This window comes from Marinobacter zhanjiangensis, assembly GCF_014651935.1.
Classification (GTDB): domain Bacteria; phylum Pseudomonadota; class Gammaproteobacteria; order Pseudomonadales; family Oleiphilaceae; genus Marinobacter; species Marinobacter zhanjiangensis.
Map to the genome: position 1 here is coordinate 328,559 of NZ_BMXV01000003.1, position 12,766 is coordinate 341,324.

Here is a 12,766-nt window from a genome sequence, read left to right on the forward strand (position 1 = left end):
TCCACAAACCGGTTATCAGCCTGTTGCGACGCGTAAGCTGTGTTTCAGTTTGTTTGAAATTTGTACAATTCGAACCATTTCCCACATTACCGCCGAGGATTTGTTGCACAATAGCGTCCAAAGGCGAGTCAGCGCCGTTTTTTATCTTCCGGTTGTGGCATCGTCCCGCCCCGGTCCGGCACGAGGAATGATCAATGGTAATCAGAGGCCTCAAACGCGCTCTGTTGATGTCGGTTTGTGCATTTACGCTCAGCCTGTCTTCCCCCACCAGTCTAGCAGTGGTCTCACCGAACGACCTGTTTTCAGACCTGTCCGGCGCTGCTCCCGATCTTGATCCACAGGTATTACGCTATGCGCTGGAGGCCACACAGTGTGCGGTGCGCAATGGCGAGAGTTATCCGGATCGGCTCGCAGTGATCGACTTTTCACAACCCTCCAGCAAAGAGCGTTTGTGGATCTTCGACCTTGGCCAGAAAATACTGCTGATGCGCGACCTGGTCGCCCATGGCCGTAATTCCGGCAATCTGGAATCCACCCGGTTCTCCAATATCGAAGGCAGTCACCAGTCCAGCATCGGGCTGTTCCGGGCCGCGGAAAGCTACCGTGGCAAGCATGGCTATTCCCTGCGCCTGGACGGGCTCGAGCCGGGTTTCAATGACCTGGCGCGCCAGCGAGCCATCGTTATTCATGGCGCGGACTATGTGGACCCCTCCTGGGTTGACGCCTATGGTCGTATTGGCCGTAGCCTGGGCTGCCCGGCGGTAAGTCAGGACGTCAGCGATCAGGTGGTGGACTCCCTGAAGGGCGGACAGCTGGTCTTCAAGTATTACCCGGACGAGGAATGGCTGGCCCGCTCCGGCCTGCTTAATTGTGGTGACGCCACCGTAGCGGGTGCTGCTTCCGACGAGAGCGGCGACGCCCGCGGCTCCTGATACACCCATGTCAACATGAACGGGGCTTTTACGCCCCGGTGGTTTCTCGGCTATTCTGACTGCGAACTCACCAACGCAGCTATGCAGCCTGTCGGACTTGGGCGTCGGTAGTAGAACAGACCTGAGTCCGACAGGCTGCTATGGCAGGAGAAACCGTAAATGTCAGAACAATCCCCTCAAGGTCTGCTGCTGGCGGGCAAACGCGTTCTGGTCACCCAGGCCGATGCTTTCATGGGCCCTGTGCTTTGCGAGGTACTGGAGGAGCAGGGTGCGACCGTCATCGCCAGCCACGACGATATTGCCGACCCGGACACCCCGCAGCGAATCGTTGATCAGGCCGGCCAGATTGATGCCCTGGTCGCCAACCTGGCGGTACCGGCCCCGTCCACCCGCGTGGGGGACGTATCTGCCGACGAGTGGCGCGATACCTTTGCCTCGCTGGTGGACCCCCTGCCGCGGTTGATCAAGGCCGTGCTGCCCGGTATGCGTGAGCAGGGCCATGGCCGAGTGCTGGTGATGGGCAGTGCCTCGGCCCTGCGTGGCATGAAGCGGGCCTCCACCTACAGCGCTGCCCGGGGCGCGCAGATGGCCTGGGTTCAGGCGGCGGGTGTCGAGCTGGCCCCCGAGAATATCCAGGTGAACCTGATCGCCCAGAACTTCGTCGATAACCCTACCTATTTCCCACCCGAGATCCAGGAGAATCCCCGCTTCCAGGAACGTCTGAAACGGGAGGTGCCCCTGGGCCGGCTGGTCAGTGCCCGGGAGGACGCCCAGTTTGCGGCCTACCTGTGCAGTGACGCGGCAAGCTGCTTCGTGGGACAGGTCTTCCCGGTCTGCGGAGGATGGGTGAACCGTTAGTGTTCCTTGACACGAGTATCCCGGCGCTATAGAGCACCGGGCCGGTGGGTCCGGTATCATCCATAACCGATGCAACGAACAGGGAGGCGTTCATGGAAACCGGAATCATACTGTCGGGGGGCGGCGCCCGCGCCGCCTACCAGGTCGGTGTGCTCAGGGGCATCTCCGATATGTACCCGGACTGGGAGAACCCGTTCCGGGTAATCGTTGGCACCTCGGCCGGTGCCATCAATGCCGTCGCCATGGCCGGCGGACACCCTATCTTCCGGCACAATATCAGCCATCTGGAAAGTCTGTGGTCGGAGATCTCGGTTGAAAGAATCTACAAGAGCCAGACCCTGGACCTCTTCCGCAATATGACCGGTGTTGCCCGTCGGCTGTTTGTCGCACAGAAAGGCGCGTCCCCGGTCGCTTTGCTCAACAACAGCCCTTTGCGAAAAATGCTGGAAGATGAGGTGGATTTTGACGCCATTTCGTCAGCTATTGATGAAGGGCGCCTGTCTGCGCTGGGCATCAACGCCTGTGGCTACTCCACCGGTCAGAACCTGTGTTTTTTCCAGGGGCGGGACGATCTGAAGAGCTGGACCGTGGGTCAGCGTGCCGGCTCACGGACCCGTTTGAAACTGGATCATGTGATGGCCTCCGCAGCCATTCCCACGGTGTTCCCGCCGGTACTGATCAACCGGGAATACTTTGGTGACGGGGTCACGCGTCAGATGGCCCATATCAGTCCGGCCCTGAGACTGGGCGCGGAGCGGGTGCTGGTAATCGGGGTCAGCGCTAACAGCATGTGCCCCGTCGAGCGGCCGGAGCCACCGGGAAGCCCGACCTTCGCACAGGTGATTGCCCAGGTCTTCAATGGCATGTTCCTGGATACCCTCGACTACGATATTGATCGCCTGAGGCTGATCAACCGGCTGCTGGAACTGATCCCGGCGGACCGGCAGCAGGAGGCCGGGCTCGACCTGAAGCCGGTCAACGTGCTGGAGATCTCCCCCAGCCACCAGATCAACGACATTGCGGCGAAGTACATCGATGGCATGCCGCTGGTACTGCGTAATCTGGTGGGGGCGACGGACCGGCATCATGGCACTGCCGCCAGCCTTGCCAGCTACCTGTTATTCGACCCCCGTTTCTGCCGGGAGCTGATCACCCTTGGCTATCATGATGCCCAGCAGCACGCCAACCAGATTAACCGTTTTTTCCACGAACAGCCGGACGGCCAGCCTACAGCGGAAGGCTGATCAGAAGGTGGAGAAGCCGGTGGCTTCCATGAAACGGTACTGCCAGTATCTGAACCTGGATTCGTCGGCATTGGCCGGGTAGGGCAGGCTGAACACCGGAGTCGAGCCCGGACCATTCCGCCATAGCCGCTCGAACAGCTCCGTTGTCGTGGCCATGGCCGGCTCCTCTGCCGGGCCATTGACCAGCATGGAGGTTTCCAGGTTGTCGTTGTCGATGTTGCGCCGGGTCAGGTTGGCGGAACCCAGCAATAACCTTGCCTGGCCAGCACCGTCGCGCAGCATCAGCAGCTTGTTATGGCACTGCTCGCCGTGTGTATTGCACCAACGCACGTCAATTCCGGCCTGGTGGAGTTCAAAGGCCACCTGGCGGTTGGGTATGCCGTTTTTCTCGTGGCCAAAGGCGTCCTGGTTCTGGTCGAGCAGTATGCGCAGGCTGGCCCCCCGCTCATGGGCCGCCTTGAGGGCCTTGATGCTGCCCCGGTGAGACAGATAAAACATGGCCAGGTCAAGCTGATCGCCCTGGCGGGCCCGGTCGATCAGTTCAATGGCGGCCTTGCGGATGGCCGCCTCGGTGAGCACCTGGCCTTGCAGCTCTGCAGTCTGGTCCGGGCCAGGGTAGATGGCTTCCGGCAATGACCAGTCCGGAACCGGTTCGCCGGACAGCGCCAGCACAGCTTCTTCCGTGGCCAGCAGATCCAGGGCGGCTGGTCCGGTAAAGCTGATGGCTGTGTTCCAGTGGCGGCTGCTGCCGGCATGGGGATTGGCGGAGGTGATCAGGCCGCGGAGCTGGTCACCTTCATCCACCACCATTGTCTTGCGGTGGTTGGCCTTGAAGTTGAGTAGTGCGAGGTAGCTGCGCAGGGTGACCTTGCCATCGCCCAGGGCATTGGGCAGCCAGCCACCGTCCGGACTGTTGCCAAACCACTGGCAGCATACGCGCCACAGGGCGGACCAGGTGGGGTTCGGGTCCCGCAATGGGCGCAGGTCGGTTTCCACCAGCGTGATGCCGGCCTCGCGCAGCTGCTCGAAGTGCGCCAGGCGCCTACCGCCGTAGACGGTATTCAGCGGGTCGGTAATCACCACCACGTCGAGTTCCGGCACCGCCTGCTTGCGCTCGATCAGCGCCCGGGTCAGTTTTTCGGCGAGCGGTTCGAACTCGCCATCCGGTGCCGTGTCATTGAACAGAAACATGTCGATGACAATCATCCTGCGGGCCTGGGCGATCAGGTCAAACACCTCCTGAAAAATACCCTGGCTCTGGAAGCGTTCGCCGGCGGCCGTTCGCCAGGTGATGTCCGGAATCAGACGGACATCGTACAGTGGGCGTACCGGCGCCGTTTTCGACAGCCCTGCCGGCATGGGTTTGAACGTGTTATAAATGCCCGTTGCCAGTATCAGTGCGATTACAATGGCAGCGACAAGCTTGAACGACATCAGGTGCATCCCTGCGGGGTCTCCTGTAGAAATGTGGTCGGTATCCGTTCGTGCATTATAAACAGATAAAATAAAAAGGGTTTTCTATATGATAGGTTACGTAACCATCGGTGTCAGCGACATGGCTCGGGCAAAGGCGTTCTACAGTGATCTGCTGGCGGATCTGGACGCCAGGGTTCTGATGGATCTGGATCGCATTGCCTTCTTCGGTCAGAGCATGGGTAAGCCCATGCTGGCGGTATGTACCCCCTATGACAAGCAGCCGAATCATCCGGGCAACGGTAACATGGTGGCCATCAACCCGGGCTCGAAGGAGCTGGTGGACAAACTCTACCACAAGGCTATCGAACTCGGTGCTACCTGTGACGGTGAGCCTGGGCAGCGCATTCCGGACCGTTTCTACGGGGCTTACATCCGTGATCTGGATGGTAACAAGGTGGCGTTTTTCCACTTTGGTTAAGTGACACTAAGGGAGGCACTATGTCCGATCTGGACGACCCCAGGGTATTGTTTGCGGCGGAGCGGACCATGCTGGCGTGGAATCGCACCAGCGTGGTGCTGATTACGTTTGGCTTCATGGTCGAACGGGCCAACATACTGATGACAGTGCTGGCTCCTGAGCAGTCGGACCCTGTGGGTAGTGCCATGACGTTCTGGCTGGGTATCGCGTTTATCTTGCTGGGAGCCTTCAGCGCAGCCTACTCGTCGAGGCAGTACCTGGTGGTACTGCGAACCCTGACGCCCAGCGAGTTCCCCTCAGGTTACCGGGTAACCTGGGGGCTGATGGTCAACGTGGTGGTGGCCGTGCTGGGGATGGCTCTGGCCATGGTTCTGGCATTTGGTCGCTGAACCAAACGGGACATTTGCCACTCAGTCGTCAGAATCGGGGATGCTCAGGTCGGCCGGTTCCTCGTCAATAATGAGGCGGTTGCCGTCCGGGTCCTGGGTCTGGTCATCATCCTCCGAGAACGTCCTATCGATCACTTCCTCCGGGTCTTCGGAAATTAACCTGACGCTGGTCTCGTTGCCCTGGTACCGGCGTTCCACATCGTCTGTCCACTGCGTCAGCACCAGTGACAGCGAACGCCGCCCTTCCGGGGTTCCCATAATGTACTCGTCGTAGCTTCCGGTCTCGATAAACTGCTTTTCCGTCAGCCCCACCTGGTCGCGGTAGAAGTCCCGGGCCGCATCAAGGTCGCTGGCACCGATACCCACGGCGCCAAGCGTGATGAGGGAGACGTCGTCGGTCTCGGCGATCTCAATCAGGTTGTTGTCCGGATCCCGACCGAAACCCACCATACCGACTCCCGGCCGTTCTTCAGGAGGCCTGGTAAGGTTGCCGCCGGCGTTAGCAAACTTGTTGGCCAGTGCCTCCGTATCGGGCGTAAAGAAAACAATCTTTCCGGGGTTATCCTGCAGGTTGCGACCGAGTCCGTCAGTGTATTCGATCAGCGTGAGGGTGGCCTGCAAACTGCTGCCCGGGGATTCCAGAGTAACCCGGCGGCTGTTTTCTGTGGTGACGTCGCTTACAATTCTCATATCCAGTCCGTGCCGGTAGATCGGCACGGACATGTACACATCGCTTACTCCCAGTTCCAGGCCGGTGACCTGACTGGTTACCGGATCCAGCTCATCATCGTCCCCATCCTTGCCATCGCCCAGGTTGAAGAGCTCCCATTCACAACCGCTCAGCAGCAGAACAAGAAAGAAAGCCAGAACTGACGTTAGCGGGACACCCCGTTTGTGAATTGCACTTGCCATCTCAAGATCCTTTTGTTGTTGCGACTACCCTGATCATCGCACGATGCACGGGGAAATTTGCACAGAGGATATTCTGCCACCTCCTCAGAAGGACGCCAAATCGCTTCGGCACGCGAAAGTTACGGCATGGCACATGCCCAGCAGGCGTCACGGGCATCGGTTATGTCTTTATCCGAGAGCTCGATAAGCCGGCGCGGACGAGGTATTTGACCGCGGGGATTTTTCGCTTCATCCTAATCCGGTTTTGTAACGCAACCGAAAAATAGGGAGATGCTACTTTGAGTGACTACAAGAATCGTGCTGTCGTACTGAAGAAACGCCCCCAGGGCGAGATTCAGGACGGCGACCTGGAGATTGTCGAGAAGTCCGTTCGTGAGCTGAAGGACGGAGAAGTGCTGGCGAAGACCCTGTGGCTGTCCCTGGACCCGTACATGCGCCCGCGCATGAATGATAGCAAGGGTTACATGGACCCCATCGGCATTGATGAGACCATTGTCGGTGAAGTGGTCGCCCGCATCGTGGAGTCAAAATCCGACAAGTATCAGGTTGGTGATCTGGTGACCTGTTATTCCGGCTGGCAGGAATACGCGGTATTCCCGGACACGGCGGATATGGTCTACAAGATCCAGGAGAAGCCGGGCGTACCGCTGCAGGCGTATCTGGGTGTGGCCGGCATGCCGGGGCGTACCGGTTATTGCGGCCTGATGTACGTGGGCAAGCCCAAAGCCGGTGAGACGGTAGTGGTTGCAGCGGCATCCGGTCCTGTTGGCACCGTGGTCGGCCAGACTGCCAAGAAAGAAGGTTGCCGTGCCGTGGGTGTGGCCGGTGGTCCCGAGAAGTGTCGCTATGTAGTGGAAGAGCTGGGCTTTGATGCCTGCGTTGACTACAAGGGAGGTAATCTGGAAGAGGACCTGAAGGCGGCCTGCCCGGATGGTATCGATATCTACTTCGAGAACGTGGGTGGTGCGGTGACCCGCGCCGTCGCGCCGCTGCTGAACGAAGGTGCTCGTGTGCCCATCTGCGGTTACGTGTCGGCCTATAACGCCGATGATATGACCAAGGTGGAAACCCCGTTCCACGTATTGAAGGCACTGGATCCGGTACCGGAGCATCGCTTCTTCCTGGTCACCGAGTGGCAGGACAGGCACCAGGAAATCACCGGTATCCTGGCGGACCGTGTGGCCTCAGGGGACCTGAAGTACAGTGAAACGGTAGCCGAGGGCCTTGAGAGTGCCCCCGAGGCGTTCAAGGGCATGCTGAAGGGCAAGAACTTCGGCAAGCAGTTGGTGCATGTAGCTGACTGAACTGATCTCCTCGCTTTCTCGAACTCTGGGGAGCGAGGCGATTGGGTATCGTTTTTCAGGACACGCCCGGCAAGTACGTCCATGTAGGGCTCGACGAACGCCATCCCTGGCGTTCGACGGTCCTGAAAAACGATCCCCAATCCCCTCTATCGCACTTTGGCATTGCCTACCTCTTACAACTCTGCGTTATGGTAAACGTTCTGCACATCGTCCAGATCGTTGAGCATGTCCAGAAACTTCTCGAACATCTCCACATCCTCACCCTGAACCGGAGTCGTGGTCTGGGGCAGGAACTGGATGTCGTCTACCTCGAATTCCAGGCCCTCGAAGGCGCTGGTCAGTGCCTGCTTGGCCTTGGCGTATTCGGTGTTGGGGGCAAACACGGTGATCAGGCCGTCTTCGTTCTCGATGTCCGTGACATCCACGTCCGCTTCCATCAGCGTTTCCAGCACCAGATCCTCGTCGTCGCCATTGAAGGCCAGAATGGCGCAGTGGTCGAACATGTGGCTGACGCTGCCGGGAGTGCCTATTTTCGATTTGGTCTTGGTGAAGCAGACCCGCACATCGCCAAAGGTGCGGTTGGGATTGTCGGTCAGGCAGTCCACGATCACCATGCAGTTGCCGGGGCCGAAACCTTCGTAGCGGGCCGTGGAGAAGTCCTCGCCGGCACCACCCCGGGCCTTGTCGATGGCTTTCTCGATAACGTGGGTTGGCACCTGGTCTTTCTTGGCGCGGTCGATCAGACCCCGCAATGCCAGGTTGGCGTCCGGATCGGTACCGCCGGACTTGGCGGCGACATAGATTTCGCGGCCATACTTGCTATAGACACGGGTCTTGGCGGCGGCCGTCTTGGCCATGGAGTCTTTTCGGTTCTGGTAGGCTCTGCCCATGGTTCGGGTCCTGTGGTTCGTGAGGAAAGCGAATATTACACGCACACACCCCGACGAACCACTGACCTGTGTCACGGTCTGGTTTCACGTGGCGGCCTGAGCCGGCAGGGATCCCGGGTCAGGCCACAACCACCCGGTTACGGCCGCACTCCTTGGCCATATACAATGCCTGATCGGCCCGGGCCACCAGCCGGCTGGCGGATTCCCTGCCGTCGTATATGGCAATGCCGAAACTGCCGGTTTGCGATACCGGCGGCGCGTCGCCGATTTCGAACGGGTGTTGCTGGAGGGCTGTCCTGAGTTTCTCGGCGGCTGTCATCGCGCCCTGTTCACCCGTGTCGGGCAGCAGCATCAGAAATTCCTCGCCGCCCCAGCGGCCCACACAATCCTGTTGGCGGGTATGCAATTTGAGGCGGTTGGCGACCTCCCGCAGCACACGGTCGCCGGCCTGGTGGCCAAAATTGTCATTAACACGCTTGAAATGGTCCAGATCCAGCAGGACGACCGCGAAGGAATGACTCAGACGGTGGTAGCGTGCGCGCTCCGAGTCGAGGCGTTCAGTCATGGCGCGCCGGTTCATCAGCCCGGTGAGGCTGTCGATGGTGGACATTTCGTTCAGTTTTTGCCGGGCAAGGAATTCGGCGATTCGGCGATGATAGAGCACATGGGTAACGAGTACTGCAATGACAGTGGCCGAAATAAAGCTGAGCAGCTTCAGCAACAGCTCCAGGGGCGGATGTCCCTGGTAGAGCATCACCACCACAAATGTACTCAGGGGCAGGAATAAGGGGATCACGCACCCACGAACGCCCCGCAGGCTGACCAGCGCGGCGCAGAAGATGCTCAGAATGGCCAGTTCGGTCATCATCCTGAAGGCGGAACCGCCCTGGTCGTAGGCGAAGACCAGGCTTCCGAAAATGCTCCACATGGCACTCAGGGAAATGAGGCGCAGCATGGGCATTGACCAGGAAGACCCGGGAAAGCGACCGTAATGCATTGCCAGGGCGAGGATCGAGACCACGAGTGGCGGAAGCCGCAGGGCAAGGCCCCAGGTCGGGTCGGCTTCTATCAGGGACCTGCCGCGGATCAGCACTGAGCCATTGGTGATTGCACTGACAAAGAGTACGACCCAGGCCCCCTTGACCATCACGTCCCGGATGAGCCCTTGTTCGGAACGGGCATAGGCGTCGCGGAAGCGCTGGGGGATATTTGCAGGTGCGAACATATTGCCCGGGATTCTCATTGGCCATTGGAAGTGTCACTGATGCACTTCGTTTGGTCATTTGTGTGACTGGAAGCACAACTATACGGGTGATTAACTGGTTGCAATATGCCGGAACGAGCGTTCGCCTCAGATATTGCAATCTGTGACATTCTTGCAGGATAAAATGAAAAACGCCGCTTTCCCGGTTCGGGAAGGCGGCGTTTCCGGTCGACGAAGAATGCGGGTGGGGGCAGTCTCTACACGAAATCCCTCGGTGGTCGGTAGTTGTCCTGTTCCATCAGGTCAATGCCGCAGTCCACGGAAGATACCCACTCCAGGAACCGGCTGACCATCTCCGGCCCTTCGAATCGCTTGCCGTGCTGCGGCACGATCTTGTCCACATCCATGCCCTGTACCATGTTGGCCCAGAGCTCGCATACTTTGCGGGAACCGATGTATCGACGGTGGAAGCCTTCCATGAACGGGATATGCCGGTCGAAATCGGTCACCGGCTTGTGATCCTCACTCGCACCCATGGAGGCGCCCAGGTCGCCGGAAAACAGGATACGGGAGACCGGATCGTAGAACTGCAGATTGCCTACGGAGTGCATGAAATGGGCCGGCAGGCATTCGATATGGCTGTTGCCAAAACGTACTTTGGCGCCACGATCGGGAATGGCGATGATCCGGTCAAAAACGCTGCTACTCAGCTGGTTGGTGACATAGCCGGATGCCAGGTGAGGCAGGAAGCGGGCCCAGAGTTTCGAGGTGACAATGTTGGCCCGGGTATGGACCAGCCAGCGGTCGATGGCGCCGATGATGTCCGGGTCCTGGTGGGATGCAAACACATAGGACATGTCGCGGATATTCATATAGCGGGATGCAGCGACAGACAGGGGCGTGTAGGTCAGGTCACCACCCGGATCAATCAGCGCCTCCTGCGTACCATCCACAATGAGGAACTGGTTGGACTGGACGCCCTCGCCGGTGACCAGTGAATCGAACATCAGACATTTGTGATGGCCATCGTCAAACAGGATGATGGGTTCGGCTGCCATCTCATACTCCTCGTGAAGCATTGGGGAAACAGGATCGCGGTGAGGGTACGGGGCTGTGGCGGGGGTTGCCTTGCGCCAGGTCAAACGGACTGATCTTTATCAAGAACCGGGAGAGGCCAGTGTCTCGTCAAGGCGTTTTATGCCGCGAACAAGTGCACGTTTTGTGGCCAATTCCAGGACGCTGCCGGAAAAGGGGATGGTTTCGTCAAATTCCACGGTGTAGTGAATCCGGGTGCCGACACCCGGTAATTCCGACAAGCGGATCCTGGCCCCATGATTGCGGAAGGCACTGAAGCTGGTTACCGCATATTCGATCAGGTGGTCGGGTTCAAAGGTGAGGATGGTTTCCTCGAAGCCGACCGGCCCGACCCCGATCCACCGCACCGAGCCCGTGCCGTTGGGGTCGGCCTGATCACTGTCGCGAATGCGCCTTATGGGCAACCCCACCAGCCGACCCAGGCGATTATGATCCGCCAGCAGCTGGAATACTCGGTCGCGGGGAAAGGGCAGCTGTTCGGTGAGTTCGATGCGAAATTTGGGCATTGGCAGTGGCAACCATTATTTTTGTTCGCAGGATATCCCGATTACCAGATTAGCCCGTTTGTGGCGCCAGAAAAAGCTGCATCCAGCCTTATCCCTGTCTGATATACCGTCCTACCCCGGAAATGCGCCAGTAGCACCCGGCACCCGGTGGAAATGACACCCCTCGGCCATTTCTTGCGGATTTTCCCCGGTGAGTTCCGTGACCGCTTCCGGATTAACGGTTTCAGGAAGGCCATCAATCCCGTTATTATTCTGGTTTCGTTCGTCTTCTGGGCTACATTGAACACAGTCCCGGCGATTGCCATGCCGGATCTTCCGGTTGCCGTATTCTCACAGGGCTCACCAGTCCGGGTTCAAGGCCAGGAAGTACACTGGCAAGATCGTGGGTGGTCGTCCCCGACAGTCTGTGACAGAAGAAAGGAGCTGCCTATGCTGGTGTCTGAATTACGCAGGACACCTCATGATCGTACCCGCGCCATCCAGCTGGTGGACATGCAGTCCGGTGGCGATGTCAGCCGCATTGTGACCCGTGGCGTCGGGCATTTGCCCGGTGGGTCGGTGCTGGAGCAGATGCGCTACCTCCAGAAACATGGCGATGGCTTTCGCCGCTGGCTGCTGAATGAACCCTATGGCGACCCCTTTATGTCGGTGGATCTGATCGTGCCACCGGATCACCCTCAGGCCCAGGCCGGCTATATCATCATGGAGGCCATGGGCTACCCGCTGTATTCCGGCTCCAACACCATCTGCACGGCGGCCGCGATTCTAGAGAACGGCGTGGTGCCGATGGAGGATGGCGAGCAGACCCTGGTGCTGGAGTCACCCGCTGGTCTGGCCTGGGTAACCGCCCATAACGAGAATGGCCGGGTGCAGTCGGTGACCACCCGCAGCGAGCCCGCCTTTGTTTGTGAGCAGAACATGAAAGTGGAGGTGCCCGGGTGGGGTGAAGTCCGTTTTGATCTGGTCTGGAGTGGGGCCTACTTCGCGCTGGTGGATGCCGAGTCCCTGGGCTTTGCGCTGATGCCCGGTGAAGTCAGGCGGATGGAGGAGTTCGGCCTGGCCCTGGTGGAGGCCGCGCGACCCGTGGTCACCGACCAGCACCCGGAGCTGGGCGATGTTGGGCCGCTGCCATTTGCCCACTTCATGGGGCCACTGGAACCCGTGGAAGGTGGTTACCGTTCCCGTTCCGCCACCTACGTTCACCCCGGCGTTATCTGTCGCAGCCCCACCGGCACCGGAACCACCGCGCGTATGGCGGTGATGTACGAGAATGGCCAGTTGCAGGTGGGGGAAACCCTGGAAACAGTGTCCCCCAAGGGCAGTTCGTTCCTGGGACGACTGCTGGGGGAGGCCGCGGTCAGTCATTACCGGGCGGTCAGTACCGATATCACTGGCCGCGCCTGGACCCTGGCCCGGTCAGAAGTCCTGTTGGACCTGGATGATCCGCTGGTGGATGTGTCTGACCTGGAGGGTGTGCTGAATTCCGGCCCGAGCGCCTGACTGGCCGGCCGTTGAAACTCAGCCCCAGAGAGCTCCGA

At 59.4% G+C, this 12,766-nt stretch carries 13 protein-coding genes; 7 read left to right on the top strand and 6 right to left on the bottom strand.

Annotated features, from left to right (window positions below):
• Positions 1 to 194 precede the first annotated feature (194 nt).
• The 3 genes from IE079_RS08230 (at position 195) to IE079_RS08240 (ending at position 3,034) form a co-directional block, all read left to right on the top strand.
• The gene (locus IE079_RS08230) at positions 195 to 932 is read left to right on the top strand and encodes a murein L,D-transpeptidase catalytic domain family protein (RefSeq protein ID WP_189575314.1); all 738 of its coding nucleotides are present in this window, start codon (positions 195 to 197) and stop codon (positions 930 to 932) included.
• Between the two features lie 159 nt (positions 933 to 1,091).
• A complete protein-coding gene (locus tag IE079_RS08235; RefSeq protein ID WP_189575315.1) occupies positions 1,092 to 1,790 on the top strand; it encodes an SDR family NAD(P)-dependent oxidoreductase in 699 nt (232 codons plus the stop codon).
• Positions 1,791 to 1,882: 92 nt separating this feature from the next.
• Entirely contained in the window at positions 1,883 to 3,034 is a 1,152-nt protein-coding gene (locus tag IE079_RS08240) for a patatin-like phospholipase family protein (protein WP_189575316.1), read from the top strand.
• Here the strand turns inward: IE079_RS08240 and IE079_RS08245 are convergent, their stop codons facing one another.
• Positions 3,035 to 4,468: a phospholipase D family protein gene (locus IE079_RS08245; RefSeq protein WP_189575317.1), complete on the bottom strand. Its 1,434-nt coding sequence runs from the start codon at positions 4,466 to 4,468 to the stop codon at positions 3,035 to 3,037.
• Between the two features lie 88 nt (positions 4,469 to 4,556).
• Here IE079_RS08245 and IE079_RS08250 point away from each other — a divergent pair, with 88 nt between their 5' ends.
• Positions 4,557 to 4,928 carry a VOC family protein gene (locus IE079_RS08250; RefSeq protein ID WP_189575318.1) on the top strand — a complete coding sequence of 124 codons (372 nt, stop codon included), beginning with the start codon at positions 4,557 to 4,559 and terminating at the stop codon, positions 4,926 to 4,928.
• 20 nt (positions 4,929 to 4,948) lie between these two features.
• Positions 4,949 to 5,317 (top strand): YidH family protein, encoded by a 369-nt coding sequence (locus IE079_RS08255; protein ID WP_189575319.1) that lies wholly within the window; start codon positions 4,949 to 4,951, stop codon positions 5,315 to 5,317.
• A 21-nt stretch (positions 5,318 to 5,338) separates the two neighbouring features.
• Here IE079_RS08255 and IE079_RS08260 read toward each other — a convergent pair whose 3' ends face one another.
• Positions 5,339 to 6,229 (bottom strand): VOC family protein, encoded by an 891-nt coding sequence (locus tag IE079_RS08260; protein WP_189575320.1) that lies wholly within the window; start codon positions 6,227 to 6,229, stop codon positions 5,339 to 5,341.
• Between the two features lie 278 nt (positions 6,230 to 6,507).
• Between IE079_RS08260 and IE079_RS08265 the strand changes: the two genes are divergently transcribed.
• Positions 6,508 to 7,533, top strand: coding sequence for an NADP-dependent oxidoreductase (locus IE079_RS08265; RefSeq protein ID WP_189575321.1), 1,026 nt, complete (start codon positions 6,508 to 6,510; stop codon positions 7,531 to 7,533).
• A gap of 173 nt (positions 7,534 to 7,706) precedes the next feature.
• Here IE079_RS08265 and IE079_RS08270 read toward each other — a convergent pair whose 3' ends face one another.
• The 4 genes from IE079_RS08270 to IE079_RS08285 form a co-directional block, all read right to left on the bottom strand.
• Positions 7,707 to 8,423 (bottom strand): YebC/PmpR family DNA-binding transcriptional regulator, encoded by a 717-nt coding sequence (locus IE079_RS08270; RefSeq protein WP_189575322.1) that lies wholly within the window; start codon positions 8,421 to 8,423, stop codon positions 7,707 to 7,709.
• Between the two features lie 118 nt (positions 8,424 to 8,541).
• Entirely contained in the window at positions 8,542 to 9,648 is a 1,107-nt protein-coding gene (locus IE079_RS08275) for a GGDEF domain-containing protein (protein WP_189575323.1), read from the bottom strand.
• A gap of 236 nt (positions 9,649 to 9,884) precedes the next feature.
• Positions 9,885 to 10,685, bottom strand: a complete 801-nt coding sequence (locus IE079_RS08280) for an oxygen-binding di-iron domain-containing protein (RefSeq protein WP_189575324.1) — start codon at positions 10,683 to 10,685, stop codon at positions 9,885 to 9,887.
• Between the two features lie 99 nt (positions 10,686 to 10,784).
• Positions 10,785 to 11,228 carry an SRPBCC family protein gene (locus IE079_RS08285; RefSeq protein ID WP_189575325.1) on the bottom strand — a complete coding sequence of 148 codons (444 nt, stop codon included), beginning with the start codon at positions 11,226 to 11,228 and terminating at the stop codon, positions 10,785 to 10,787.
• Between the two features lie 429 nt (positions 11,229 to 11,657).
• Between IE079_RS08285 and IE079_RS08290 the strand changes: the two genes are divergently transcribed.
• Positions 11,658 to 12,728: a proline racemase family protein gene (locus IE079_RS08290; protein WP_189575327.1), complete on the top strand. Its 1,071-nt coding sequence runs from the start codon at positions 11,658 to 11,660 to the stop codon at positions 12,726 to 12,728.
• Positions 12,729 to 12,766 lie beyond the last annotated feature (38 nt).

What these genes read in the sequence shown, in the direction of transcription:
- IE079_RS08230 (WP_189575314.1), top strand. Translation starts at nt 195, where the DNA reads ATGGTAATCAGAGGCCTCAAACGCGCTCTGTTGATGTCGGTTTGTGCA.
- IE079_RS08235 (WP_189575315.1), top strand. Translation starts at nt 1,092, where the DNA reads ATGTCAGAACAATCCCCTCAAGGTCTGCTGCTGGCGGGCAAACGCGTT.
- IE079_RS08240 (WP_189575316.1), top strand. Translation starts at nt 1,883, where the DNA reads ATGGAAACCGGAATCATACTGTCGGGGGGCGGCGCCCGCGCCGCCTAC.
- IE079_RS08245 (WP_189575317.1), bottom strand. Translation starts at nt 4,468, where the DNA reads ATGTCGTTCAAGCTTGTCGCTGCCATTGTAATCGCACTGATACTGGCA.
- IE079_RS08250 (WP_189575318.1), top strand. Translation starts at nt 4,557, where the DNA reads ATGATAGGTTACGTAACCATCGGTGTCAGCGACATGGCTCGGGCAAAG.
- IE079_RS08255 (WP_189575319.1), top strand. Translation starts at nt 4,949, where the DNA reads ATGTCCGATCTGGACGACCCCAGGGTATTGTTTGCGGCGGAGCGGACC.
- IE079_RS08260 (WP_189575320.1), bottom strand. Translation starts at nt 6,229, where the DNA reads ATGGCAAGTGCAATTCACAAACGGGGTGTCCCGCTAACGTCAGTTCTG.
- IE079_RS08270 (WP_189575322.1), bottom strand. Translation starts at nt 8,423, where the DNA reads ATGGGCAGAGCCTACCAGAACCGAAAAGACTCCATGGCCAAGACGGCC.
- IE079_RS08275 (WP_189575323.1), bottom strand. Translation starts at nt 9,648, where the DNA reads ATGTTCGCACCTGCAAATATCCCCCAGCGCTTCCGCGACGCCTATGCC.
- IE079_RS08280 (WP_189575324.1), bottom strand. Translation starts at nt 10,685, where the DNA reads ATGGCAGCCGAACCCATCATCCTGTTTGACGATGGCCATCACAAATGT.
- IE079_RS08285 (WP_189575325.1), bottom strand. Translation starts at nt 11,228, where the DNA reads ATGCCCAAATTTCGCATCGAACTCACCGAACAGCTGCCCTTTCCCCGC.
- IE079_RS08290 (WP_189575327.1), top strand. Translation starts at nt 11,658, where the DNA reads ATGCTGGTGTCTGAATTACGCAGGACACCTCATGATCGTACCCGCGCC.